This window comes from Nocardia sp. NPDC051981 (genome assembly GCF_040680715.1).
Taxonomy (GTDB): Bacteria; Actinomycetota; Actinomycetes; order Mycobacteriales; family Mycobacteriaceae; genus Nocardia.
On record NZ_JBFAXK010000030.1, the window covers coordinates 1 to 23,020 of the forward strand.

21 protein-coding genes and 2 pseudogenes are annotated in these 23,020 nt (G+C 68.5%); 9 read left to right on the forward strand and 14 right to left on the reverse strand.

Annotation, left to right across the window (positions count from 1 at the left end; genetic code table 11):
• Positions 1 to 78: 78 nt before the first annotated feature.
• From AB0L60_RS35425 to AB0L60_RS35435, 3 genes and pseudogenes are all read right to left on the reverse strand, one after another.
• Positions 79 to 186 (reverse strand): annotated as a pseudogene (locus AB0L60_RS35425) (AMP-binding protein); the annotation flags it as partial.
• Positions 182 to 1,879 carry an aldehyde dehydrogenase family protein gene (locus AB0L60_RS35430; RefSeq protein ID WP_364623464.1) on the reverse strand — a complete coding sequence of 566 codons (1,698 nt, stop codon included), beginning with the start codon at positions 1,877 to 1,879 and terminating at the stop codon, positions 182 to 184. The gene AB0L60_RS35430 and the pseudogene AB0L60_RS35425, both read right to left, overlap by 5 nt.
• Complete coding sequence (locus AB0L60_RS35435) at positions 1,876 to 3,453, reverse strand: GMC family oxidoreductase N-terminal domain-containing protein (RefSeq protein ID WP_364623467.1); 1,578 nt, start codon at positions 3,451 to 3,453, stop codon at positions 1,876 to 1,878. Before AB0L60_RS35435 ends, AB0L60_RS35430 begins: the two co-directional genes overlap by 4 nt.
• Positions 3,454 to 3,630: 177 nt before the next feature.
• Between AB0L60_RS35435 and AB0L60_RS35440 the strand changes: the two genes are divergently transcribed.
• A complete protein-coding gene (locus AB0L60_RS35440; RefSeq protein ID WP_364623470.1) occupies positions 3,631 to 4,845 on the forward strand; it encodes a helix-turn-helix domain-containing protein in 1,215 nt (404 codons plus the stop codon).
• A gap of 38 nt (positions 4,846 to 4,883) precedes the next feature.
• Here the strand turns inward: AB0L60_RS35440 and AB0L60_RS35445 are convergent, their stop codons facing one another.
• Positions 4,884 to 6,032: an AraC family transcriptional regulator ligand-binding domain-containing protein gene (locus AB0L60_RS35445; protein ID WP_364623473.1), complete on the reverse strand. Its 1,149-nt coding sequence runs from the start codon at positions 6,030 to 6,032 to the stop codon at positions 4,884 to 4,886.
• Positions 6,033 to 7,020: 988 nt separating this feature from the next.
• Between AB0L60_RS35445 and AB0L60_RS35450 the strand changes: the two genes are divergently transcribed.
• Entirely contained in the window at positions 7,021 to 7,320 is a 300-nt protein-coding gene (locus tag AB0L60_RS35450; RefSeq protein WP_364623476.1) for a hypothetical protein, read from the forward strand.
• 663 nt (positions 7,321 to 7,983) lie between these two features.
• Here AB0L60_RS35450 and fabG read toward each other — a convergent pair.
• Together fabG and AB0L60_RS35460 are read right to left on the reverse strand one after the other, a co-directional pair.
• Positions 7,984 to 8,683 (reverse strand): annotated as a pseudogene (gene fabG / locus AB0L60_RS35455) (3-oxoacyl-ACP reductase FabG).
• Between the two features lie 204 nt (positions 8,684 to 8,887).
• Positions 8,888 to 9,661: a DUF72 domain-containing protein gene (locus tag AB0L60_RS35460; protein WP_364623479.1), complete on the reverse strand. Its 774-nt coding sequence runs from the start codon at positions 9,659 to 9,661 to the stop codon at positions 8,888 to 8,890.
• A 234-nt stretch (positions 9,662 to 9,895) separates the two neighbouring features.
• Here AB0L60_RS35460 and AB0L60_RS35465 point away from each other — a divergent pair, with 234 nt between their 5' ends.
• Positions 9,896 to 10,348: a nuclear transport factor 2 family protein gene (locus tag AB0L60_RS35465; protein WP_364623482.1), complete on the forward strand. Its 453-nt coding sequence runs from the start codon at positions 9,896 to 9,898 to the stop codon at positions 10,346 to 10,348.
• 8 nt (positions 10,349 to 10,356) lie between these two features.
• On the opposite strand, the gene AB0L60_RS35470 is transcribed toward AB0L60_RS35465, so the two are convergent.
• The 3 genes from AB0L60_RS35470 to AB0L60_RS35480 form a co-directional block, all read right to left on the reverse strand.
• Entirely contained in the window at positions 10,357 to 10,797 is a 441-nt protein-coding gene (locus AB0L60_RS35470; RefSeq protein ID WP_364623485.1) for an NUDIX domain-containing protein, read from the reverse strand.
• Positions 10,794 to 11,198: a DUF1707 domain-containing protein gene (locus tag AB0L60_RS35475; RefSeq protein ID WP_364623488.1), complete on the reverse strand. Its 405-nt coding sequence runs from the start codon at positions 11,196 to 11,198 to the stop codon at positions 10,794 to 10,796. Before AB0L60_RS35475 ends, AB0L60_RS35470 begins: the two co-directional genes overlap by 4 nt.
• A 224-nt stretch (positions 11,199 to 11,422) precedes the next feature.
• On the reverse strand, positions 11,423 to 12,799 hold the full coding sequence (locus tag AB0L60_RS35480) for an MFS transporter (protein ID WP_364623492.1): 1,377 nt from the start codon (positions 12,797 to 12,799) through the stop codon (positions 11,423 to 11,425).
• A gap of 207 nt (positions 12,800 to 13,006) precedes the next feature.
• Between AB0L60_RS35480 and AB0L60_RS35485 the strand changes: the two genes are divergently transcribed.
• The gene (locus tag AB0L60_RS35485; RefSeq protein ID WP_364623495.1) at positions 13,007 to 13,594 is read left to right on the forward strand and encodes a TetR/AcrR family transcriptional regulator; all 588 of its coding nucleotides are present in this window, start codon (positions 13,007 to 13,009) and stop codon (positions 13,592 to 13,594) included.
• 118 nt (positions 13,595 to 13,712) lie between these two features.
• Here AB0L60_RS35485 and AB0L60_RS35490 read toward each other — a convergent pair whose 3' ends face one another.
• Positions 13,713 to 14,336 carry a TetR family transcriptional regulator gene (locus AB0L60_RS35490; RefSeq protein WP_364623498.1) on the reverse strand — a complete coding sequence of 208 codons (624 nt, stop codon included), beginning with the start codon at positions 14,334 to 14,336 and terminating at the stop codon, positions 13,713 to 13,715.
• A gap of 97 nt (positions 14,337 to 14,433) precedes the next feature.
• Between AB0L60_RS35490 and AB0L60_RS35495 the strand changes: the two genes are divergently transcribed.
• A complete protein-coding gene (locus AB0L60_RS35495; RefSeq protein WP_364623501.1) occupies positions 14,434 to 15,216 on the forward strand; it encodes an SDR family oxidoreductase in 783 nt (260 codons plus the stop codon).
• Between the two features lie 70 nt (positions 15,217 to 15,286).
• On the opposite strand, the gene AB0L60_RS35500 is transcribed toward AB0L60_RS35495, so the two are convergent.
• Together AB0L60_RS35500 and AB0L60_RS35505 are read right to left on the reverse strand one after the other, a co-directional pair.
• On the reverse strand, positions 15,287 to 15,811 hold the full coding sequence (locus AB0L60_RS35500; RefSeq protein ID WP_364623504.1) for a helix-turn-helix domain-containing protein: 525 nt from the start codon (positions 15,809 to 15,811) through the stop codon (positions 15,287 to 15,289).
• Positions 15,812 to 15,986: 175 nt separating this feature from the next.
• Positions 15,987 to 19,427 carry a protein kinase gene (locus AB0L60_RS35505; protein ID WP_364623507.1) on the reverse strand — a complete coding sequence of 1,147 codons (3,441 nt, stop codon included), beginning with the start codon at positions 19,425 to 19,427 and terminating at the stop codon, positions 15,987 to 15,989.
• 301 nt (positions 19,428 to 19,728) lie between these two features.
• Here AB0L60_RS35505 and AB0L60_RS35510 point away from each other — a divergent pair, with 301 nt between their 5' ends.
• The 4 genes from AB0L60_RS35510 (at position 19,729) to AB0L60_RS35525 (ending at position 22,144) form a co-directional block, all read left to right on the forward strand.
• Positions 19,729 to 19,893 (forward strand): hypothetical protein, encoded by a 165-nt coding sequence (locus AB0L60_RS35510; protein ID WP_364623510.1) that lies wholly within the window; start codon positions 19,729 to 19,731, stop codon positions 19,891 to 19,893.
• Positions 19,894 to 20,121: 228 nt separating this feature from the next.
• Entirely contained in the window at positions 20,122 to 20,568 is a 447-nt protein-coding gene (locus AB0L60_RS35515) for a nuclear transport factor 2 family protein (RefSeq protein ID WP_364623513.1), read from the forward strand.
• Positions 20,565 to 21,545: an NADP-dependent oxidoreductase gene (locus tag AB0L60_RS35520; protein ID WP_364623517.1), complete on the forward strand. Its 981-nt coding sequence runs from the start codon at positions 20,565 to 20,567 to the stop codon at positions 21,543 to 21,545. The genes AB0L60_RS35515 and AB0L60_RS35520 overlap by 4 nt, the downstream gene beginning before the upstream one ends.
• On the forward strand, positions 21,542 to 22,144 hold the full coding sequence (locus tag AB0L60_RS35525) for a TetR/AcrR family transcriptional regulator (protein WP_364623520.1): 603 nt from the start codon (positions 21,542 to 21,544) through the stop codon (positions 22,142 to 22,144). The genes AB0L60_RS35520 and AB0L60_RS35525 overlap by 4 nt, the downstream gene beginning before the upstream one ends.
• A gap of 162 nt (positions 22,145 to 22,306) precedes the next feature.
• On the opposite strand, the gene AB0L60_RS35530 is transcribed toward AB0L60_RS35525, so the two are convergent.
• Together AB0L60_RS35530 and AB0L60_RS35535 are read right to left on the reverse strand one after the other, a co-directional pair.
• Positions 22,307 to 22,648: a hypothetical protein gene (locus AB0L60_RS35530; RefSeq protein WP_364623523.1), complete on the reverse strand. Its 342-nt coding sequence runs from the start codon at positions 22,646 to 22,648 to the stop codon at positions 22,307 to 22,309.
• Entirely contained in the window at positions 22,648 to 22,800 is a 153-nt protein-coding gene (locus AB0L60_RS35535; protein ID WP_364623526.1) for a hypothetical protein, read from the reverse strand. The genes AB0L60_RS35530 and AB0L60_RS35535 overlap by 1 nt, the downstream gene beginning before the upstream one ends.
• Positions 22,801 to 23,020 lie beyond the last annotated feature (220 nt).

Here is a 23,020-nt window from a genome sequence, read left to right on the forward strand (position 1 = left end):
CCGGCGCCTCTCTCCTGATTCATTTTTGCTGGGGGGCCGCGCCGGGGGCCCCCCCCCGCGGCGGCGCACACTCCTCAGATGGGAGTAGACAACACCTTTCGGGTCGCCGGTGGTGCCGGAGGTGTAGCACATGGCGGCGGCCGAGCGCTCGTCGAGGACCGGGAAGTCCGGTTCGCTGCGCTCAGCCGCGCAGCGCGGAGGCGAAGATGCCCGGCAGGGCGGCGGCGCCGGGTCGCTTCGCGAAGTTGGTCAGTCGCCGCAGGGTGGTGGCGCCGGTGCGGTTGGTGACGAACCACGGCGGTTTCGGGGAGAGCGCGAACTCGCCGCGCAGCAGCGACCGTGGGACGGGGCGGAAGGGGCCGCGGACCACGGTGCGCTCCGGATCGGCGATCAGCAAGCCGTTGTGCACCACGCCGATTCCGCTCTGGATGTCGGCGAGGGTGTGCCCGGGGAAGGCGCCCCAGGAGGCGCGGGCGGTCAGATAGCCGAGGCCCGTCCAGGCGTTGACGGCGACGGTGCCGTACCGCAGATCGGCGATGGCTCGCTCGAATTGCTCCCCCAGCCGGTCGATGGTGGCGGGGTCGGCGATGATGTTGACGCCGAGGGTGCCCTCGAACTCCTCGTTGGACACGCGGACCGCCTGCGTGAGGAATTCCGCTGCGTCGCCGTTCAATTCGAGCACGCCCAGCACCGGGGCGAAATACTCGGTGCGCAGCGCGGTTTCGTCCCGGTGCGGCACCAGTCCGGTGATGAGGGTGCGCGCGCCGATCCGCTCGGCGTCGGGATAGGACGTGCGCGCGCCGTCGACGCGGGCGGCCGAGCCCGGGTAGTAGTCCGGACGCTGCGGCGCCCGCTCGAGCGCGGCGCGCAGTTCGGCGAGGAACCGGTCTTTCTGGGGCCAGTCCGCGGAGATCACCGCGACCTGCGCGGCGACGCAGTTGTAGCCGTTGTTGTGCAGGCGCTGGGTGGCCAGGTGCTCGGCCTGGTACCGGAGGTCAGCGTCGGACCAGCGGCCCGGGATCACGATGGTGGGTGAGACGCCGCCCAGTTCGCTGGTGATGGGCTTGTCCAGTTTCGGCGTGCCCGCCGCCTTGTTCCGCGCGCCTTCCTCGCCGGTGCCGAACACGATGGCGTCGTGGGTGAGCGCGCTGCCGGTCATGTGCACCGCGTCCACGCCGGCATGGTGCACCAGCGCCGTGCCGACCTCGGGGCCGCCGGTGAGCAGGTGTACGAAGCCGCCCTCGATCAGGGGCGCGAAGATCTTCTCCAGCACCGGCAGCAGCGGGTCGGTGATCGGATTCAGCTTGAGCGCCACCACCCGGTTGTCGGCGTAGAGCTGGTAGAGCACGTCCAGCGGCGCGATCGAGAAGATATTGCCCGCGCCGAGAACCACGCCCACGCCGCCGGTCTCGTCCGGGATGCGCTGCCCCAGACCGGCTCGGGCGCGGACGGTTTGGGCGTCGACGCCGGGCCTGGTCCAGACCTCCGCGCGGAATCCGTTGAGCAGCAGCCAATCGAAGACGCCGTGCGGGAAGACGTCGACCGCGGTGCGGCCGCCGGGGGCGGCGTGGATCGGGTAGCCGTCGACCGGGCTGCGGCCCTGTTCCAGTGCCCGCAGCGATTCCGCGAGCGCGGCCGCGCCGGTCAGCAGCGAGTAGGGGCCGCTCACCCATTCCTCGCCGAGCAGCGGCGAGTCCAGGGGCAGCTTCTTGATGCGGGCGGCGGTCTCGACCCACTCCCGCGCGTAGCGCGCGGTATTGGCGTGAATCTGTTCGAGCAGCTGCCGCCGGGCGGGCAACGGGGTTCGGGCCCAGTCGATTTCGCCCTGCCGGAGTGCGGAGACGGTGGCGTCGATGGTCGCCGCGGCGGTGGTGGTCACGATGCGTTTCCTTCCGAGTCGGCGTCCTCGGCGAGCATGACGGCGGCCTTCTCGCCGATCATGATCGTGGGCGCGTTGGTATTGCCCCGCACCACCGACGGCATGACCGAGGCATCGGCGACCCGCAGGCCCGCGACGCCCAGTACGCGCAGGCGCGGGTCCACGACCGCCCCGATGGCGCAGGTGGACGTGGGGTGATAGAGGGTCTGGGCGGTGCGGGCTGCGAAATCGAGCAGTTCGGCGTCGGAATCACCGGCGGGAGTGAGGAATTCGCCGGTGGTGAGCTCGCGCAGCGCGGGCCGGCCGGCGATGTCGAGGGCGCTGCGCAGTCCGGCGATGATGCTCGCGCGGTCGGCCTCGGTGTCGAGATAGTTGTGGCGGATGCGCGGCGCGGTGGCCGGGTCCGCCGAGCGCAGGGTGAGTTCGCCGCGGCTGGTGGGGTTGATCAGGCAGGGGCCGAACGCGTAGCCGTGCTCGGTCGCCGCGCCCATGCCCTCACCGTGGAAGAGGACCGGGGCCTGGTGGAACTGGATGTCCGGGCCCGCCAGTCCGGTGCGGGTTTCGAGGAAGCCGCCGGTCTCACCGATATTCGAGGTCAGCGGGCCGCGGCCGGATTCCTGGAGCAGGCCCAGGTTTTCGGGCGTGAGCGCGGTCATCAGGGATTCGCGGTCGGTGCGATAGTTGAGGAAGACCGACAGGTGATCCTGGAGGTTCTGCCCGACCGGCAGGTCGCGGATCGTCTCGATGCCGAAGGCCGCCAGCTGTTCGGCCGGGCCGATACCGGAAAGCAACAGCAGCTGCGCGGAGCCGTAAGCGCCGGCGGCCAGCACGATTTCGCTCCGGGCCCGAATGGTCTCGGTGCTGCCGCCGCGGCCGATCACCACCCCGGTAGCCCGGCCGTTCTCGATGACGATCCGGTGCGCGAGGGCATCGGTGATGACCGTCAGGTTCTCGCGCTCCAGCGCCGGGTGCAGGTAGGCGACCGCGGCGCTGCATCGCATGCCATTGCGCTGGGTCACCTGGTAGCGGCCGACGCCGAGCTGGGTGACGCCGTTGAAATCGTCGTTGCGGATGTGCCCGGCCTGTTCGGCGGCGCGTAGGAATGCTTCGCCCAGTGGATGATTCGACCGGCTGTCGCTGACCGACAGCGGCCCGCCCACACCGTGGTAGGCGTCCTTGCCGCGCTCGTTGTCCTCGGCCTGCACGAAGTACGGCAGCACCTCGTCGTAGCTCCACCCGTCCGCGCCGGCCGCGGCCCACGCGTCGTAATCGGCGCGGGTGCCACGGATGTAGATCATGGCGTTCATGGAGCTGGATCCGCCCAGGACGCGGCCGCGCGGCAGGTAGGCGCGGCGACTGTGCAGCCGGGGTTCGGGTTCGGTGTCGTAGTCCCAGTCCAGCGGGCTCTTGAACAGGGACGGGAAGGCGACCGGCAGGTGGATCTCCTCGGCGGTGTCCCGCGGCCCGGCCTCGATCACGGCCACCCGGATCGCCGGGTCCTCGGACAATCGGCTGGCCAGCACGGATCCCGCGGACCCCGCGCCTACGACGATGTAGTCGTACACGGTCGGCACCTCTCTCCACCTCATCGATCGACCCGGGTCGGCTATGACCCGGGTCACTGTCGCTGTCGGTGTCGATACTGCGGGTCGGGCGCATCCGCCCACCATGTGCGCGGGTTTGGCGATACCGCCCGGCCGACTGTGCTCGAGCACAGTCGGCGTCGAGAGCAGTTGCCTACTATCGAACCCATGACAGCGCTCACCGGCCCGCCGCGCAACGGCTCCACCGCAGTGCCGCCGAGCGATTCGACCGCAGTAGCGCGCACGCTGCTCGTCGAGGTCGACGACCTCACCACCGAACTCGTCGGCCGCATCCTCACCGGCGAGAACGCCTACGCGGAGGCCGCCCTCACCGAGGCGCAGCTGCACCTCGTCGTCCGCGACAATCTGGCCGCCCTGCTCGAGCAACTCTCCGGGAGCGCCGGACGGCAGCTGCAACCGGCGACCGTGGTGGGCCGGGTCAAGGCGGAACTGGGCGTGCCGATCGCGGCGGTGCTGCACGCGTACCGGCTGGCGGGACGGCTGCTGTGGGAACGCGCGCTCGTCACGGCGCGGGGGACGAATCTGGACGCGCTGCCGCAACTCGGCTCGGAGATGTGGCGGCTCCTGGACGACTATTCCGGCGCCGCCGCCGACGCGTACGCCGACTACCTCACCGAGCGGGTCCGCCGCCACGACGTGGAGCGCCGCGCCATGCTGCGGCGGCTGTTCGACGGCGAGGCCGACGATCCCACCCAGCGCGACATCGCCCGGGCCCTGCACCTGCCGCCGCTGGGCAGTTTCGTCGTCGTGCACGCCGAAACCGATTCCGGCGCAATCGAACCGCTGTTCGGGATCGAGGATCGGCTGCGGGCCGACTTCGTCGAGTCGATCTGGCTCACCGAGCCGGGCGCGCGGATCGGGCTGCTCAATGTGGCCACCGCACGCTCGCACGAGCGGGTGCTGTCGCGCCTGCGCGCCCATGCCACCGGGCGCATCGGCGTGAGCCGCCCCTTCCCGACGCCGGGGTCCGCGGGGACCGCCTTGCGCGAGGCGGAACTCGCGGGGCGATGTGCGCCACCCGGCAGCCCGGCCGTGACCGCGTACGGCAGCACGCCGATCCCGCTCGTTCTCGCGCATGCGCCCTCGGCGTCACGGGAATTGGCCGACGATGTCCTGGGCCCGGTGCTCGAACTACCGCCGGAGGAACGCGACACCCTCCTCGATACCCTCGAGCTGTGGTTCGAATGCGGTGGCTCCAATACCGAGGTGGCACAACGGCTCCACTACCACCGCAACACCATTCACTACCGGCTGCGGCGGATCGAGACGCTGACCGATCGCCGGTGCTCGGACCCGAAGGCCGCCGCCGAGCTGTACATCGCCCTGCACGCCGCGCGGCTCGCCGGATTCGATCCGGCCTGAGCCGCAACCGGTTCAGCGTCCAGATCGCCCGAATCGTCCTAGATTTCATGCTCTCCGGTAGGGCGGCGCTCATGCGTGGCGGGGTGCGGGTGGGCGGGGCGTCCCGCCGCGCCGACGCCGCCGGTGCGGCGACGGTGCCGCGGGGCGAGGTCGGAACGCGCGAACTGGCCGGGGGTCTGCCCCTTCCAGTCCCGGAAAGCGGTCGCGAACGCTGACGCGCTCGTGTAGCCGAGCCGGGCTGCCACCGTGTCGACGGTGAAGCCGGCGGCCAGCAGCTCCTCGGCCAGCAGGCCCGTTGTCTCGCAGGCCAGTTCGCGGAAGGTGGTGCCCTCCGCGGCCAGTCTGCGGCGCAGGGTGCGGACGCTCATGTGCAGGTCGGCGGCGATGGCGACCTGATCGATGGCGCGGCCGTGCCGCATCAGCAGGGCCCGGACCCGACCGGCCAGCCCGACCCGGGCGCGGCGGCGTTCGACGATCTCCGCGCACAGCTGCCCGTACTGCTTGCGCAGCATCGAATTCGCCTGCGGCATCGGGCGTTGCAGATCGGTGGCGTCGAGGTAGAGGGTGTCGGCGGGCTGGTCGTAGACGATGTCGCCGATGCCGAGCAGCACACCGACCGCCTCGTACACCGGAGCGTACGGCAGGGTCAGCTCCAGCCGGTGCACCAGGACGTCCCAGGACAGCAGTTCGCGCTGGATGGTGCGCAGGGCGGCCAGGTCGCGTTCGAGGGCGAAGCGGCGCAGGCGCGGCGGGACGGGCTCGGTGTCGAGGGACACCAGCACCCGGTCACCGGCGTCGGCGATGGTGAATCGGCAGTAGGCGAAGGACAATTCGGCGTGGCGGGCCCACAGTTCGGCCATCTCGCGCACCGTGGAGCAGCTGCTCAGCGCGATGCCCAGGCTGCCCAGCATGGGCAGGTGCACCGAAAACCCCGCCAGCAGGCCCATTCCCGGGTCGTCGCCGGTGGTGTCGAGGATGTTGCCGATGATCCGGAACTCCTGGCCGATGTCGATCTCGAGCTCCGGGTCCTCCAGGTCGGCTTCGGTGAGCCCGGTCTCGGCCAGTGCGGCGGCTGTGGACATCGAGCGGCCGGCGGCGAATTCGACCAGCACGGCCGCGCTGTGTATCGACCGGACACACCAGGAGTCGTCGAGCATGCCGACGATGATCTCCCACCCGATCCCCACCGCCGGCCCAATTCAGCAATTCATTAGCTAATGTCGCGTTCCTCCGGGCGTGTCGCCTGGTCACAGTGGGTGCGAGCATGGCCCAAATCAGCAGAGGCATGGCCTCGGACCGCGCGGGCAAACTCGCGCTGTCGACATAGCCTGATCCCCGTTGGCCGCTGGCCCTTGGCGGCCTCCACGGCCCGGGCAAACACCGGGGCCGGACGCTGTACACGGCAGTCCTCCTCGGCGGGCGCGGTACCCAACAGTCAATCCTGCCCGCTCGCCGAGGGGCCCGTGTCCACATGCCCCGATGCGCCCAGCTGCCGGGATTGCCCCGCAGCCGCATAGGGCGTCCAACGAAGTCGACGCCAGCTGTATGCCCACCGGCGCCGGCGGTGGCGGGTCCGGCACCACCGCACCGAGCTTGACCCACGGAAACTCGCTGAACAGGTTCGCATAGTGGGTACGACCGGGGACGATCTCCTCCTTACCGTTGCAGCCAGACGCCGCGTCAACGGGCACCGACGCGACCATCCAGGGGTGCGGCGGCGCGCTGCACGCGCTGCAGTGGGGCCACGCCGAGCCGCCGGCCTATATAGCACAGCATGGCAGAAACGTCCAGGACAGCATCGCGCTGTGAGCGCGTCGCACCCTCGCGTTGCGCGATACCTCGCTCGAGAACGCCGGATCGCCGTCATGCCGGCGGGTCTCCGAGCGTGTCGTTCAGCTCGACGTCGCGCCGTGCCGGGATCGGAGGTCCGCTACGAGATCTCCTCCGCCGCAGGCCGATACGCGGCACCATAGAAAATGCAATCGAATTTGATCATTGAATTCGCGGGCCGAATGAAGATCAAATAGCTTCACCTCGGCACAACGTTCCGTTAGCTCATTATTAACGGTGATTATTCCCACAATAATAGCGGTGGATTTGCAGATTTCTTCCTCATAACATTTTGATATGCGCCGTGATGGCGTCGTTATCTGTACATGAAAGGAAGCTCCATACGTGTTCTCCCGCAAGATCGTTGCCGCCGCCACCCTCTCTGCCGCCGCCCTGTTCCTCGGCCCGGTCGCGGCGGCCTCCGCCGCCGGCTCCCCCGCCACCAGTCAGGGCGCGGGTTCGGCTGACGCCGGCTCGTCCTCGGGTTCGGCCGGCTCGTCCTCGGGTTCGGCCGGCTCGTCCGCCGGTTCCTCCATGCTCGATTCCGGCAGCTCGGCACTCGACGAGGGCACCCACACCATCGACAACATCCTCGATGCGATCACCGGTGTCCAGAAGCTGACCCAGCCCAAGCCCGCCTCCTGATTGCGGATGCGAGACTGAAGGGCTCGTACTCGAGTGGCCTGAATTCGTCTGCAGGGTGAGCGCGAAAACCGCTGAAAGCAACGGTCGCCGCAACTTGCCGCGACCGTCCATCCTGTCGAGAGTGCCCGTTCAGAAGGAGTAGCTGCGGGGATTGTCCCGCAGCTGCATCAGGGCGCGCAGCCGTCCTCATGGGGAAAGCAGGAGCGTGGGACGACCGATGTCCGACCGAGCCACGCAGTGGCACCGCCGTAGCCTCTGCGCGCCGACTCTCCTCGTACTGACACTGCCGGCAGCCGGCGGCTGCGCGAGCCAGTCCGATATCAGCTGAGCTATCCCCAACCGCGGAACCGGCGGCCACGACGCCATGCACAGACGCTGTTACGGGCCCAGGCCCGGTTCGGACCCGCGTTCCCGGTCGGATGCGCAAGGGCTCGCCAGACCTCCCCGAATGCATCCGGCATCTCGAGGACCTCGGCAGGGGCGAGCTGGGGTCGAACGCAAAGCAGCACCTCAGAGCCTCGCCCCAATTGCCTCCAGATAGCCAGGCTATATCAAAGAGTGAAATATCCAGCTGGACAAGCCCCTAACGTATGTCCGGGGTAGTGGTGCAAGTGCCCGGGATCCGGCGGTTGCGCCACTACCGCCTGGTACTGGGCGAGAAGCTCAGTGGCCCATGCCGATTCCACCATCGACGTTGATGACCTGGCCGGTGATGTATCCCGCGTTCGGGCTCATCAGGAACGCCACGGTGGCCGCGACCTCCTCGGGCCGGCCGAAACGCCCCAGCGGCGTCATTTGCTTGGCCTTCTCTTTCACCTCGTCACTGACCGGCGCGGACATGTCGGTGTCGATGAACCCGGGAGCGACGACGTTGGCGGTGATGTTCCGCGATCCGAGTTCGCGGCTGACGGTGCGGACGAGGCCCACGACGGCAGCTTTCGACATGGTGTAGTTCGCTTGGCCTGGCATGCCCGAGAGCCCGGAGGCGGATCCGATCACGACGATCCGGCCGGTGCGGTGCTCGAGCATGTTGCGGGTGGCGCGCTTGACGACGCGGAAGACGCCGTGCTGGTTGGTCTCGATCACGCTCAGGTACTGCTCTTCACTCATCCGCATGATCAGCGTATCGGCGGTGATGCCCGGCGTTGGCGACGAGTCCCTCGACCGGGCCGTCCGCGGTCTCGATCTGCTTGAACGCCTGGTCGACCGACTCGGTGGAGGTGACGTCACATTCGACGCCGCGCACGCCCTCGGGAACGCCGCTGCCGCGGTGGGTGCCCCACACCGTGTGCCCCTCGGCGACGAGGTAGGTGGCGATCGCGGCGCCGATTCCACGGCTGGCTCCGGTGACTAGGACACGCACGAGTTGGTACCTCCAGGTTGGCGTGCGGTAGGGGCGATTCGAGAGCTGGTCAGGGGACTTGGTCTTCGACCAGCAGGATAATTGCCACCGGCTCTCAGTCCTCCGATGTCCTCGCCATCGCGAGCGAGACCGCGACAGTGGAATCCGTCGAGGACACCCCGGCCGCTACCCGTGCATTGCACCAGCTAAGCCTGCGAGTCACAGTCACGGTGTGAGGGGGAGTCGATCGGGCGTGCGGGCTACCGGCCGTCCTGCGGCGCGGACCAGATCACCGATCCGGATCGCATCACGGACGGCCGCGCCACCGACATCGTTGTTGAAGAAGACGTAGGCATCGTGATTCCCGTCCCAGGTGTCCTCGATGCGCCGGACCCACTCGGCCAGAACGCGTTCCGGGTAGCGGGGTGCGGACCGGCCGGGACCTTCATGGAAACGGACGTAGCCCCAGTCGGCCGTGCGCCACAGCGGCGTGATCGGCCGCCCGAGCCGATCGGCCCAGCACAGTGCCGCACGGTGCGCTCCGAGCACGGCCCGGACCCGGTCGCCCCACCAGCTCTCGTGGCGCGGCTCGACCGCCACGCGCAACTCGGCGGGGATCAGCCCTAGCACCTGGTCGAGCCGCTCGGGTTCGGCGGTGAGGGTGGGGGGCAGCTGAATCAGTATCGGCCCCAACCGATCCCCCAGTCCGCGCGCCGCATCGATCATCCGCTCCAGTGGGATCTCGACGTCGCGCAGCCGGCGATAGTGGGTCACCACCCGACTGGCCTTCACCGCCATCACGAAATCCTTTGGCGTCCGTCCGCGCCACCCCTCGAAGGTCGTCCGCGCCACCGGCCGATAGAAGGCCGCGTTCAACTCCACGGCCCCGAATGACTGGGCATACACCTCGAGCCACCGCCGCTGCCCGATCCCTCGCGGATACACCAGCTCCCGCCAGTCGGCGTACTGCCACCCCGATGTCCCGACGAACACCGTCACGGCTCGCCACCCCGGCCCCGCATCACGTGAGCAAAACTCCGGACGCCATACACCCCACTGTCCCACCACCGGTACGACAAGGCAGTGAAATCTTTGCGTTTCACACAACCTTCCGCCCATTCGACCGCGGTTCTCACACCGCCGAGGTTGTTCATCTCCGCCGCGCCGCTCCTACACGCGATCGACGCGCACGGACCCGTGGTCGGGGGTGACGGTGGCCTACTCTCGGGTGGCATGAGCTCAGTCGCTGATACAACCGCCGTGACGAACTTGATCGCGAAGTATGCCGAGTTGGTCGATAGCGGGGATTTCGCTGGAGTGGGGGCATTGTTCGCGCACGGGGTGTTCAGCGGCAGCGGTGGGTCGGTCGCGGGGAGTGAGCGGATCGAGAAGATGTTTCGGGGAATGGTGATCGTGTACGAGGACGGGACGCCGCGCACCCATCACGTCACCACGAACATTGCCGTCGAATTCGGCGATGATGCCGATACCGCCACGGCGCGTTCCTATTTCACGGTCTTCCAGGCCACACCGGACCTGCCTTTGCAGCCGGTGGCGGCCGGCCGCTACCGGGACCGCTTCGAGCGCAGTGCCGGGCAGTGGCGGTTCGCCGAGCGCCAGGTGCAGATCACGCTGACCGGCGACATGAGCCGGCACCTGCGCACCCCGGCCCCGCAGGAGAGCTGACGGGCGGGTCAGTCCCACCCGTGCAGCGCGAAGGAAGTGCCGAGATGACAGTTGCGGACGCCCGCGGCCTGGTAGGGGATGATATTGGGCGGCAGGGCATTCGGGTCGGCCCAGAGCAGACCGGCACATTTGTGGGGCTCCATGTTCACCGGCTCTCCGGTCCAGCGGAGCGCTTCGAAGAAGAAGCCGATGCGGGCGGCCCCGGACTCGCCGCGGTGGTGGAGTACGTGCGCGAAGCGCAGGTCGGCGGGGTCGATGGTGATTCCGATTTCTTCCAAGGCTTCACGGATCACGCCGTCCACCACCGATTCGCCCTCCTCGAGGTGGCCGCTGGGCAGATTCAGCCGGCCGTCACCATAGCCCGTGTTCGCGCGCTCGCCGAGCAGCACCAGGCCATCGCGCCACAGGACGATGTGGACATCGATGATGCTGCGATAACGATCCGTCACTCGTTGCCCGGCTTCCGCCCGATTCCACACGCCCACAAGGTCCCCAGCACCGCCCCCGGCGGCACCAGCACCCACACCCACCACGGATAGAACCACTCCAGCGTGAGGCCCAGCAATAGCCACACGATCAAGTTCAGCCCGCTGAGCGACAACCACACGATGGTCAGCACCATCATGGCGATCCGCCCGCCCGATGGCCCTGGCTCTTTCATCTCGGGCAGATCAGCGGACACCTCGGCCAGCTCGCCCCGGGTACGAGCCTGCCAGATCGACTGCACCCGGCTGTCGAACTCACCGAGATCGAGCACACCGGCGTCCACGGCGCGGCGCAGCGTCTCCTCGAGTTTCTTCCGTTCGGCGTCGGAGATCCGAATGTCGTTGGGGTGCACCGGCTCACTCACAATCCCGATCCTGCCATTCCCGGCCCGGCCGCGCTCGCGAGTGCGTCGAATGCTGTCAGCGTTGGCTTATGGCCGCCGTCCGGCAGGTGTGGCTGACCGCCGTGTGGGGCATCGGGATTCGGTAGACGACGGTCGGCCCACCACGATTCGTGGTGGGCCGACCGTTCGATGAAACCTTGGCCGAACGCCGGTTATCCACTCCGACGTGGGCGATATCGCCGGGACTAGCTCCGCCGGGCCGCTGTGGTTACCGGACCGACGGCTCGGAAGGTGAGGGCGACGACGAAGGTGAGGGCAGCGATGGCGGCGGCGGCCGCGAAGGCGGTGGTCATGCCGGCGACCAGCGCGTGCTGGAGCGAGCCGCCGGCACTGCGGGACGCGGTGCCGAAGACCGTGACCAGGATGGCCAGACCGAGGGACGCGCCGGTCTGCTGGAGAGTTTGCAGTGCGCCGCCGGCCGCGCCCGCCTCGTGGGTGTCGACATTCGACATGATGATGACGTTCAGAGGCGAAACCGACAGGCCGATACCGCATCCCATCAGGATCATGGCGATGAACAGCAGCGGGAAGTAGCCACTGTCGGCCGTCAGCTGGGTGAGCAGGACCAGGCCGGCCATCATCAGGGCCGCACCGGTGATAGTCACCGGTTTCGGGCCGAAGCGGGGCAGCAGGCGCGGGATCAGCCGGATCATGGTGAACATCAGCAGAGCGGTGGGCAGGAAGGCGAAACCGGTTGCCAGCGCACTCAATCCGAGCACGTCCTGCAGGAACTGGGTGAGGAAGAAGAACATCGACATGCCCGCCATCGGCGCCAGGAACATGTTCGCGTAGGCGGTGGCGCGATTGCGGTCGGCGAACAGGCGCAGCGGCAGGAGCGGTTGGGCCGCACGGGATTCGATGGCGAGGAACGCGGCGATCAGGATCGCGCCGACCGCCAGCGAGATGTCGGTGGTGGCAGTCCCCCAGCCGTCCGAGGCGGCGTTGATGAAGCCGTAGACGAGAGCGGCCACACCGGTGGTGGCGGTCAGCGCACCGGGCAGGTCGAGGTGGGCCGGCTGCCGTTCGGCCCTGGGCAGGTAGCGCAGCGCCAGCACCACGACGATCAACCCGAACGGCACATTGATGAACAGCACCGAGCGCCAGCTCAGCCATTCGGTCAGCAGTCCGCCGACGATGAGGCCGATAGCGAAACCGGCACTGGACATTCCGGAGAACAGCGCGAGTACGCGCATCCGGGCTTTCGGATCGCTGAAGGTGGTGGTCAGCAGGGCGAGGGTGTTGGGTCCGGCCATGGCCCCGCCGATTCCCTGCACGACGCGCGCGGCGAGCAGCCAGCCCGCGGAGGGCGCTAGCCCGCCCGCGAGCGAGGCCAGGGTGAACAGGGTAGCGCCGGCGATGAACAGGTTGCGGCGGCCGAACAGGTCGCCGGCACGCCCGCCGAGCAGCAGTAATCCGCCGAAGGCGAGGCTGTAGGAGTTCATCACCCAGGACAGGCCGGTGGCGCTGAAGTGCAGGTCGGTCTGGATGCGCGGCAGCGCCACATTCATCACGGTGATGTCGAGGACGATCATCAGTTGGCAGGTCAAAAGGGTGGCCAGCACAGTTCCCGACCGGAGTCGGGGGGCTCGAGCGGGTGCCGGCACGCGCACGGCAGCGTTCGAGGGAAGGGTGGTCGACAAGGAATGCTCCATCGAATGGGATAGATACAAGCGGAGGAAGCCTCCGTTTCCGATGGAGTTATCATATGGAGGGTTCCTCCACTTGCGCAAGCCTAACCGGAGGGTCCATCCGTTTCTAGTGGAGGGTTCGTGGAAGCACCGTCGACCGGAAAGCCGATGCGCGCCGACGCGCGCCGCAACTACGAGCGGATCGTGACCACCGCCCAGCAGGCCTTCACCGAACTGGGCCCCGAGGCGCCGCTCGAGGAAATCGCGCGCCGCGCCGGGGTCGGCATCGGCACCCTGTACCGACACTTCCCCAATCGCGAGGCGCTGATCGAGGCCGTCTACCGTTCCAGCATCGAGCATTTGAGCCAACGCGCCCACGACCTCCTCGAAACCCACACGGCCGGGACGGCCTTCGAGTACTGGATGCGCGAACAGGTGGAGTGGGTGATGGCCAATCGCGTCCTCGCCACCACGCTCAAGGCGGGCATGGACCACAACACGCCGACCTTCACGCTGTGCCGCGAGGCGATCACCGGGGCGGCTTCCCTGCTGGTCCAAGCGGCGCGGGACGCGGGCACCATTCGCGCCGACATCGAGCCGCGCGATCTGATCCGGCTCGGGCACGGTCTGGGCGTCGCCTGCGAGAGCACACCCGACGCCGCCGAACGCCTGATCTCGGTGACCCTCGACGGCCTGCGCGCCACCCCGGCCGACGCTCAGCGGTCGTAGGGCTGTTCCTGAACCCAGCCGAAACCGCGCTCCGGCAAGGGAAACGACCTCGGATCGAGCCGGGTGAACCACGCGTGAGAACCAGCGGTGTGGGCGCGGCGGGATTCGGCGGCGGGTGCTAGAGCAAGCTGTTGGCGGCGAGGCGGGCGAGGCAGGTGTCGACGACGTCGGCGGCGGAGCCGGACGCCTCCCCCGCCGCCCAGAGTTCGGTCGCCAGACGGACGGCGGTATTGGCCATGGCGGCGGCGAGCGCGACGTCCAGGTCGTCGGCGGGGCGGCCGGTGCGGGCGGCGATGATCGGGATGAGCTGGGTTTCGCAGTCGTATTGGACGCGCAGCCAGGTCGCGCGCAGGGCGGGCAGTTGAGTCGCGGCCCGGACCAATGGGCGCAGGCGGCTCTCGGCGATGCCCTCGATCGCGAGCGTGCCGACCGTGGCGATGCGATACGAGCGGCTCAGGGCCTCCCGGAGCGACAGTTCTGGCGGGCAGGCGGCGAGTTCGTCGGCCCAGGCCTGGGTTCCGATGGCGAGCAGCGGCGCGACGACGTCCTCCTTCCCGGCGAAGTACCGGTAGAACGTGCGCAGCCCCATCCCCGCGGCCGCCGCGATCTCGTCCACGGTCGTTGCGGCATAACCGTTTTCGATGAAGAGCCGGGCGGCCACCAGCGCCACTTCCCGGCGTGTGGCCGCCCGTCGGGTCTCGCTGAGCGCCGGGCGTCCGGCACGGTTTCGCTCGCTCGTCACCCGGGAACTGTACCGAGGTCGAAAACGTTTGATGGCGTGGCGTGCCATTTTCGGCATATCGTGTCAGAAACTAGTTCCACCGATCAGGAAGTGATCCATGAACCGTCTCGAGCAGCGCCGCATTCTGGTGACCGGCGCCGGATCCGGTATCGGCCAGGCCACCGTCCTCCGTCTGCTGTCCGAAGGCGCGGTCGTCGCCGGCGCCGACGTCAGTGCCGAGGGCCTCGCCCTGACCCGCAAGCAGGCCGCCGAGGCGGGCACCGCCGCGCGGCTGGCCACCGTCGAGATGAATATCGGCGTGGAGTCCGAGGTGGTCGCGGGCGTGCGCACCGCCATCGACGCCCTCGGCGGACTGGACGCGGTGGTGAACGCGGCGGGGATGCTGCGCGCGGCCCACACCCACGAGACATCGCTGGATCTGTGGAACCAGATCATCAATGTCAACCTCACCGGCACCTTCCTGGTGATCCGTGAGGCCCTGCCCGCCCTGCTCGCCAACCCGCGCAGCACGGTCGTCAACTTCAGTTCGACCTCGGCGAACTTCGCCCACCCGTACATGGCCGCGTATTCCGCCAGCAAGGGCGGCATCCAGACCCTGACCCATGTCCTGGCCCTCGAATACGGCAAGCAGGGCCTGCGCGCGGTGAGCGTCGCCCCCGGCGGCATCAAGTCCGGCATCACCGACGCCACCCCCGGCTACCTCCCCCAGGACGCCGACTGGTCGCTGTTCGGCCGCCTGATCGCCATTCTGCCCCAGGACAATCCGGCCGAACTGGCCGGCCCCGAGAACGTGGCCGGCGTCATCGCCATGCTGGTCTCCGACGACGGCCGCTTCATCAGCGGCACCGAGATCCGCATCGACGGCGCTGCCCACACGTAAATACGGGGCAAGGCCCCGATCGATACGGCAAGGCCCCGATCGACGATCCGATCGGGGCCTACTGCCGCAACTACTTTCCGGCACCCACCAGTTCGGCCAACGCCCCGCGCAGAATGCCGTCCGCCGTCCCCGCCGGCCACTCGAGCGCCGCATCCAGCTTGTCCAGCACATCCCCCGCGGGCGACTCGACCAGGCACCGCTCAATCTGACTGATCACCCCGGCCGACGGCCCGCCCTTCTTGGCGACTTCAGCCTGTGTCCACCCGTTCTCCCGCCGCCGCGCCTTCACCCGCTCGGCCAGCGCTGTGATATCCGGCGCTCCGCCCGTCGCCGCGGCACCAATCTCGGCAACCGCCGCCACCGCCATCGGCTCCGAAACGGCTGACCCTGCAGCCTCCGAAACGACGGACTCCGCCTTCGCCCCCTGCGCATCCAGCACCCGCGGTGCCTTCCCGGAACTGATCACCCCCTGGGTAATGAGCCGAGACCGCTTCCGTCTACTCATCTTCGCCATGCACCGCTCCTCGATCCGCAATCCCAGCCTTCGCTGAAGCCCCGGCAAGGTTGCCACAAATTCGCACGATTCCGCTGCCATCCCCTCCTCCTCGGCGTGCCAAGCCTCGAAAGCGCACGCACGGACGAGCGGTCGAGAGCTGGACGCCGACCGCACCGGAGCCGCCGAACTCCGAACCCACCCGGATTTCCGACCGCAACGCCGAGCCGGCGGGCGCGAACCTGCGAGTCCCGGGCGAAGCCGGCCTTGTGCCGTGTCAGCCGTTTTCAGGTGAGTTGTTGCGGTGGAGCGGTACATCTTCGAACTCGGTGAGCACGTGACGGAGGAATGCTCGAATCAGATTCTGGGCTGATGTCGTTGCGCTGTACAGGATTTCGATTACCGGTTGCAGCTGCGGGCCGGTGTCGACGGCCAGGCGCACCAGGCCTTGTTCGGCGCACCGGGTCAGGGTCGGCTCGAGGAACTTCGCGGCGTCCGCGGTCCGGCCGGCGGCCGACAGGCAGCAGCCGTACAGGAGTTCGGCATTGGTGAGCGCGCGCGGGCGGTTCTGGGTGGAGATCACGTCGACGAGGCGCTGCGCTTGGCGGCATGCCCGTTCGGCCGCTGCCGGGGTGCCCTTGCCGAGGAGTAGCCGGATGGCCGAGTCGTGGGCCAGTTCCGCGGCCACCGCGGTGGGAGCATCGGGATGGGCGATATACGGCTCGAGGTTTTCGAGGTCGCGGCGGTCGGTGTCGGTGATCGGCAGACCCAGCCGGATGCGTTCGTTGATCATGCGGGCTGCCAGCCGCGGCAGGTTCATGTTCGCCGCGAGCTTGGTTCCCTCGTCCAATCGCTCGTTCATGGCGTCGATATCGCCGCGCACCGCGGCCAGGCGGGCGGCGGTGCCGTAGCCCGCCATCTGGAACTCGACCGCCCCGCCCTCGACGCCGAGCCCGCCCGCGAGCAGTTCCTCGGCCTCGGTGAATTGGCCTTTCTCGTACAGCAATTCGCCGAGCAGCGCGCTCGCGAGCCGGGTGGCCTGCGATTGCCTGCCCGTCTGCAGCGCCTGACCGAGCGCGGTGCGGAACCGGGCCTCGGCGGTACCGGCATCGAGCTGTTCGGAGGCGGCGCTCCCGTCGACGCAGTCGCAGTACACCGGGCCGAACGGTCCACGCGCCCGGTCGCGGTACGGTTCGATCCAGCGATACCAGCTGTGCACCTCGGCGAAGTCGAAGCGATACAGCGCTGAGATCATCGCCCCCACTGCCAGTCCGTGGGCCATGAAGGGCCGCACTGAATCCCGTGCCTGAGCGAGCTCCGGCGGCAGTACCGTCGTCTGGTCGGTCGCGAGCGCCAGGCTGATACGCACCAGCTTCATCTCGAGCTCGAGGTCGGCGGATTCGCCGTCGCGGTCGCGGGCCGCGGCGAGCGCTGTCTCAGCGCGTGCCAAGGCGGTCTCCGCGGCGCCCGGGCGCTGTATGGCGACGTTCGCCCACGCGATGTTCAGCTGCAGCTGCGGATTCGACGCGGTGAGCGAGCCCGGCAGTTTGGCCGCCAGCCCGAGCAGCGTCCCCATGCGCGACTGCTCTATCAATTGCCCGGCGTGCTGGGCGACCAGCCGGCAGGCCCGCTGCGGTTCGTCCGCGGCGAGCAGGTGATAGACGGCCTCGGTGAGCAGGTCGTGGGCCTCGAACCACTGCGCGGCGGTGAGGTGCAGTTCCTCGAGCAGTCCCGGATACTGCCGGATCAGCCGCTCGCGCAGGAAGTCGGCGAACAGCGCATGGTAGCGGAACCAGCGCAGATCGTCGTCGATGCTGCGCAGGAACAGATCTCGCTGCCGCACCTGTTCGAGCATGTCCTGGCCGTTGCTCACACCCGTCAACACCTCGGCGAGCTCACCGTTGATGCGCGTCGGAACCGATGTCCGCATGACGAATTCGAGCAGCTCGGGTTCGAGGGTGTCGACGACGTTCTCCATCAGGTACTCCCCGATGGCGTAGTGCCGTCCCGAGATCTGATCGATGTACGCGCCCGGATCGTCGCGGCCGCGCAGCGACATCGAGGCCAGTTGCAGTGCCGCCGCCCACCCTTCGGTGGATTCGCGCAGTCGCTCGACCTCCGCCGCGCCGAGGGTCAGCCCGCTGGTGTCGGCGAAGAACGCGGCGGTCTCCGCGTCGTCGAATCGCAGTGCGGACTCGTCGATCTCGGTGAGCTCGTCGCGAACCCGCATGCGCCCCAGCGGAAGTCCGGTACGGTGGCGGCTGGTGACGATCACCCGCAGGTGATGACAGCCGTGATCGAGCAGGAATTCCATCGCGGCCACGGTCGCGGCGCTGGTCACCCGATGCCAGTCGTCGATCACGAGCGCCACGTTCTGGCCGCTGTTATGGATCTCGTCGATGAGGGTGGTCATGACGTGCCGCGCGGCATCACTGGCATGCTCCTCCAGCAGCTGCTCCAGATCCGCGGCCACACCCGGATGGGCGTAGCGGATCGCCTCCACCACATGGGTCAGGAACCAGACGACATTGTCGTCATCGTCGTCCACACTGAGCCAGGCCGCTCGAACGCCATCGGCGGCAAGCACATCCACCCATTCCGCGGCCAGCGTGCTCTTCCCGAATCCGACGGGTCCGTGGATCAGCACCAGCCGCCGGCCCTGCCCCTCCCGCAGCCGGTCGAGCAGGCGCCCGCGCAGTACCGGCTGCCGCGGCGCGCTCGGCGGACGGTACCGGGTGGACGGCGTCGGTGCCGGCGCCGGGCTCGAACGCGGCGGCGGGACGGGAACAGGCGGTGTGACCGTCCGGGCTCCGGCGTCGGCCGGCAGCGCCATCGAGTCGACCACGAGCCCGGAGGCGAATTCGATATTGCGCAGCCGGTCACCGAACTCCCTCGCGGTCTCGGGCCGGTCCGAAGGATCCTGTGCCATAGCGGATTCCAGCGCCGAGCACAGCGCTGCCGGTACCTCACTGCTGCGCAGGTCGGGCACCGGCTCGGAGGTGATCCGCACGAATTGCGCGACCATCGACTCGCCCTCGCGGCGTTCGAAGGCGGCGTGCCCGGTGAGCAGGCAGAACAGGGTGGCGCCCAGGCCGTAGATATCGGCGGCCTCGGCAGGTTCGGCTCCCCGCAGCACCTCGGGCGCGGTGAATGCCGGTGTCCCGGCGATGAGTCCGGACCGGGTCTCGAAAGCCCCACTGATGCGGGCGATTCCGAAATCGCTCAGCAACGGCTCGCCATAGTCGGATTGCAGGATATTGGCCGGATTCACATCGCGATGCACCATCCCGTGCCCGTGCGCGGCCGCCAGCGCACCGGCGATCTTCACCCCGACCGACAGCACCTCCTGCCACGGCAGCGGCCCCCGCTCCCGAATCCGCGATTGCAGCGACCCGAGCGCATAGAAGGGCATGACCAGATACGGCCGCCCCGTGACCGTGACATCGGCGGACAGCACCTGAACGATGTGCGGATGCCCGCCGAACCGGCCCAGCGCCCGCTGTTCCCGGAGAAACCGCTCCCGCTCATCCCCACTCGACCGCGCATCGAGCACCTTCACCGCGACCAGCCGATCCAGCGAATGCTCGTGACACCGGTAGACGACCCCGAAACCACCCCGCCCGATCTCCAGGGCATCGTCCAACCCGGCCGCGGCGAGTTCCTCGGCGACCGCTATCCGCAGGTCAGGCTGCGTACCGTTACTTTCCCGTTCGACCATGCCCGCTCATTTGCTTCGACGAGTTGGGCTCCGACCCCCCCGATCGTAACCACGGGTATGCCCGATCGGCGGATCGTTGCCCACCGCGGCCGGAACCGCGAACCCGCGCAGTGCCCCCAGCGACCACACCAGCCTCACCAGCAACGGCCTGGCCGGCGACCGCCCTCGGCGAGCGCGCGGATGGCATCGATGGTGACCGAGATCGGCTGGTGCTGTACCAGCAGCCGAATCCAGTCCGGGGTGGGCCTGGACGAGCCGCCGCCGAGCCGAAGTCCGACGGGGCGAGGTGCATCGCGCCTGGGTGCGCTTCGCCACCCACGGCGACCCGGGCTGGTCCCGCTTCGACACCACCACCCGCACCGTTCGCGTCTTCGACGCACCGGAATCCCATGAGGTGGCCGACCCCCGCGCGGACGAACTACGCGCCCTGCGCCGAGCGAAACTCACCTCCAGCGCGCCGGTCTAGCGGCGTGAAATGACAAAGGCCGCAGATCAGGAACCTGCGGCCTTTGTCGTGGGTGCCCGCTCGAGTCGGCGAGAGGCGTTGGGAACCAACGAATCCGGGCGCGTTGGTCGGCATGCGAAGTCCACGGCCGCTCGACGCACGCCAGTCTTGACTCGTACGCGGCCCCGCCGCTATCTTGAAATCGAGACAGATCAGTCTCGATTTTGGCCCGATGGAGGCGAGTCGAACATGGTTACGCAGGCGCTGGACGTGCGGGAAGCCGTCCAGATCGTCGAACGATTGGCAGCGGCGAAAAGCCGACAGGACGTGGCGGCCACGATGGCCGTGTACCACCCGGATGCCGTACTCGAATCGCCGTCGCTCGAATCCCATTACGCCGGAACCGAGGTCGAGGGCGCGATCAGGGGGTGGTTCGCGTTCGCGCCCGACTACGAGGTCCGGCTGGACGGCCACGGGCTCGATGACGAGACGCTGTGCTGCTGGGGCCAGATCGCCTTCACTCCGGCGTTCACCTTCAATGGCGCAGTGCCGAACGGCAATCGGGTCTCGGTGCCGGTCTTCATTCTGTTCCGCTTCCGGGACGGCCGGGTGAGCTGGGAGAGCTTCCACTTCGACGTCGCCGGGGTCGCCCGTCAGTGCGGTGTCGACGCGAGCGCCCTGGTGCGGGCGTCATGATCGTCGGCGCTCGCCGGCCGAGCACCACCACCATGCGCGCGGCTCGGCACGAGAACTGGGGATCGCCACTGGAGATCGGCGACGTCGAACGGCCCGAACCCGCCGCGGGTGAAGTCCGTATCGCGGTGCGGGCGACCAGCGTGAATCCGATCGACATGCACACCGGCAACAATTCCGGCTATGAGCAGTCCATGCGGCTGCCCTGCATCCCCGGGTGGGACGTCGCCGGTGTGGTGGATGCGGTGGGCTACGGAGTGACCCGCTATGCCGTGGGCGACCGCCTCTACGGTCTGGCCTGGTTCCCCTATCCCGCGGGCACGTATGCCGAATACATGACGGTGCCCGCGTATCACCTGGTGCCGATGCCGAAGTCGGCTTCCTTCGCGGAGGCGGCGTGCTTGCCGATGGCCGCGCTGACGGCCTGGCAGATGCTCGACGCGGTCGGGGCACGCGCCGGCCAGCACGTTCTGATCAGTGGCGCCTCGGGCGGCGTGGGTCACCTCGCGGTGCAGCTGGCGGTCGCGCGCGGCGCCACGGTGACCGCCCTGGTGCGTCCCGATCACCATGCCGCACTGTACGAATTGGGCGCGCACACCTGCGTGGACTACACCGACCCGGACGCTGTCACGGCGATCGGGAAGGTCGACGCGGCGATCGATCTGGTCGGATTCGATTTCGGCGCTTCGCTGTTCGACCGCGTGACGCCCGGAGGCGCGATCGCCTTGGCGACCGCATGGTCGGTCAAGGGATACCAGGCCGCCGCGGCGGAGCGAGGTATCCACGCGGCCTCCTGCCTGGTGGAACCCGATCCCACGGCCCTCGCGGCCATCGCGGAGCTGGTCGATTCGGGCGCGGTCCGCGTCGTCGTCGGCGCCGAGTTCGATCTCACCCAGGCCGCCGATGCCCAGCAGTGGGTCAAGGACCGGCGTGGCTTCGGCAAGGCCGCGATCACGGTGAGCGCAACGGATCCGGCGTGACCGAAAAGCCCAAGCAGCTACGCGGAATCGCGGTGCGCGACAAGCTTGTCGGCATCGCGACCGACCTCTTCTACGACAACGGTGTACGTGCCATCGGTGTCGATGAGGTGGTGCGACGGGCAGGGATGGCGAAGGCGAGCCTGTATCGCTGGTTCCCCACCAAGGACGACCTCGTTCTCGCGGTGCTGCAGCAGCGCGACGACCGGTTCTGGGCCCGCTGGGACCAGACCGCGTCGCGCCACGCCGACGCACGGGCCGAACTCGATGCCCAGCTCGCCTGGATCCAGGACGTCGCGACGCGAGAGGGCTACCGCGGCTGCGCTTTCGTCAACACAGCCGCGGAATTCAGCAATGCGCAATCGGAGCAAATCCGGCAACGGTGCGCGGAGCACGAACACGAACTCGCGCGACGGCTCCGCGCGCTGACAACACGCCTCGGCGTCCCGGACGGCGATCGGCTCGCCGATCAGCTCCACCTCGCCATCGTCGGCGCCTTCGCGGTCGGCGGGATCTACCCCACCGGCGGACCGGCCATCCGCCTGAGGGCATTGGCCGAGGACCTGCTGGACGGGCGCCAGGCGCGTTCCGTCGGGAACTGAACACCCCCGAGCCTCGCCAGAATGTGGGCATGAAGGAGGTCGGTCCATCACAAACCTGCGATGGACCGACCTTTTCCTTGGCGATCTTCTTCAGGACTGCCTTCTCCAGCTCAGCTTCGGCGAGAAGCCCTTTCAGGGTGGAATTTTCGCGTTCGAGGTCCTTCAACCAGGTGGCCTCGGCGACGGCATCAAGTCGAACACTGCCGACGAACTCACGACCGAGGACCCTGGTGCTCGACCAGCTGCAATTCGGTCATTGCTGTTTTGCAGCGCGCGATAGCCGAAGTAGTACACGACCATCTGGGAGGCCCATGTGGTGAGGGCCAGGATGTAGAAGATCGTGTGGTGCTCGTCGTCGCCGGGTATGCGGTAGAAGTCGCACGTCCCGGCGATCGCGGCTGCCTCGGCCGAGACGGCCGCTACCGCGATCGCGTTCCCGCGCTCACCGATGAGCCACAGCCGCCACGCGAAATGGAGCAGGAACAAGGTGGTCAGGGCGTTCATCACGACATAGAAGAGTGCGCGACTTCGAAGATCTCCTCGCGCGGGGTGCCGACGCGTTCGAGGGCCTTGTAGAACCGCTCCGGCTCGGCCCACTCTTCAGGCGTGAATAACCCTGCGCGGGTTCCGGGCTCTTCGTCGAGTGCCACCACCATGAACGCGGCGCAGGTTGCCTGGCCGGATCCGCCGTGGTCGAAGGCATTGTCGATGGCGCTGGGGTCACGGCACGGTGTTGTCCCGCCAGGCCACGTCCGACGGCACGCCGGAGCGGTTCAACGCCCTGTACGGCGAGACCGTAGGAGATCCCGCCCGGCTCCTCACCCGGTGTGTGCTCGCCGCGACTCGCAGATCACCGACTCCGGATCGGCCGCCGGC

What these genes read in the sequence shown, in the direction of transcription:
- AB0L60_RS35495 (WP_364623501.1), top strand. Translation starts at nt 14,434, where the DNA reads ATGAACCGTCTCGAGCAGCGCCGCATTCTGGTGACCGGCGCCGGATCC.
- AB0L60_RS35465 (WP_364623482.1), top strand. Translation starts at nt 9,896, where the DNA reads ATGAGCTCAGTCGCTGATACAACCGCCGTGACGAACTTGATCGCGAAG.
- AB0L60_RS35515 (WP_364623513.1), top strand. Translation starts at nt 20,122, where the DNA reads ATGGTTACGCAGGCGCTGGACGTGCGGGAAGCCGTCCAGATCGTCGAA.
- AB0L60_RS35530 (WP_364623523.1), bottom strand. Translation starts at nt 22,648, where the DNA reads ATGAACGCCCTGACCACCTTGTTCCTGCTCCATTTCGCGTGGCGGCTG.
- AB0L60_RS35520 (WP_364623517.1), top strand. Translation starts at nt 20,565, where the DNA reads ATGATCGTCGGCGCTCGCCGGCCGAGCACCACCACCATGCGCGCGGCT.
- AB0L60_RS35505 (WP_364623507.1), bottom strand. Translation starts at nt 19,427, where the DNA reads ATGGTCGAACGGGAAAGTAACGGTACGCAGCCTGACCTGCGGATAGCG.
- AB0L60_RS35500 (WP_364623504.1), bottom strand. Translation starts at nt 15,811, where the DNA reads ATGGCAGCGGAATCGTGCGAATTTGTGGCAACCTTGCCGGGGCTTCAG.
- AB0L60_RS35440 (WP_364623470.1), top strand. Translation starts at nt 3,631, where the DNA reads ATGACAGCGCTCACCGGCCCGCCGCGCAACGGCTCCACCGCAGTGCCG.
- AB0L60_RS35535 (WP_364623526.1), bottom strand. Translation starts at nt 22,800, where the DNA reads ATGGTGGTGGCACTCGACGAAGAGCCCGGAACCCGCGCAGGGTTATTC.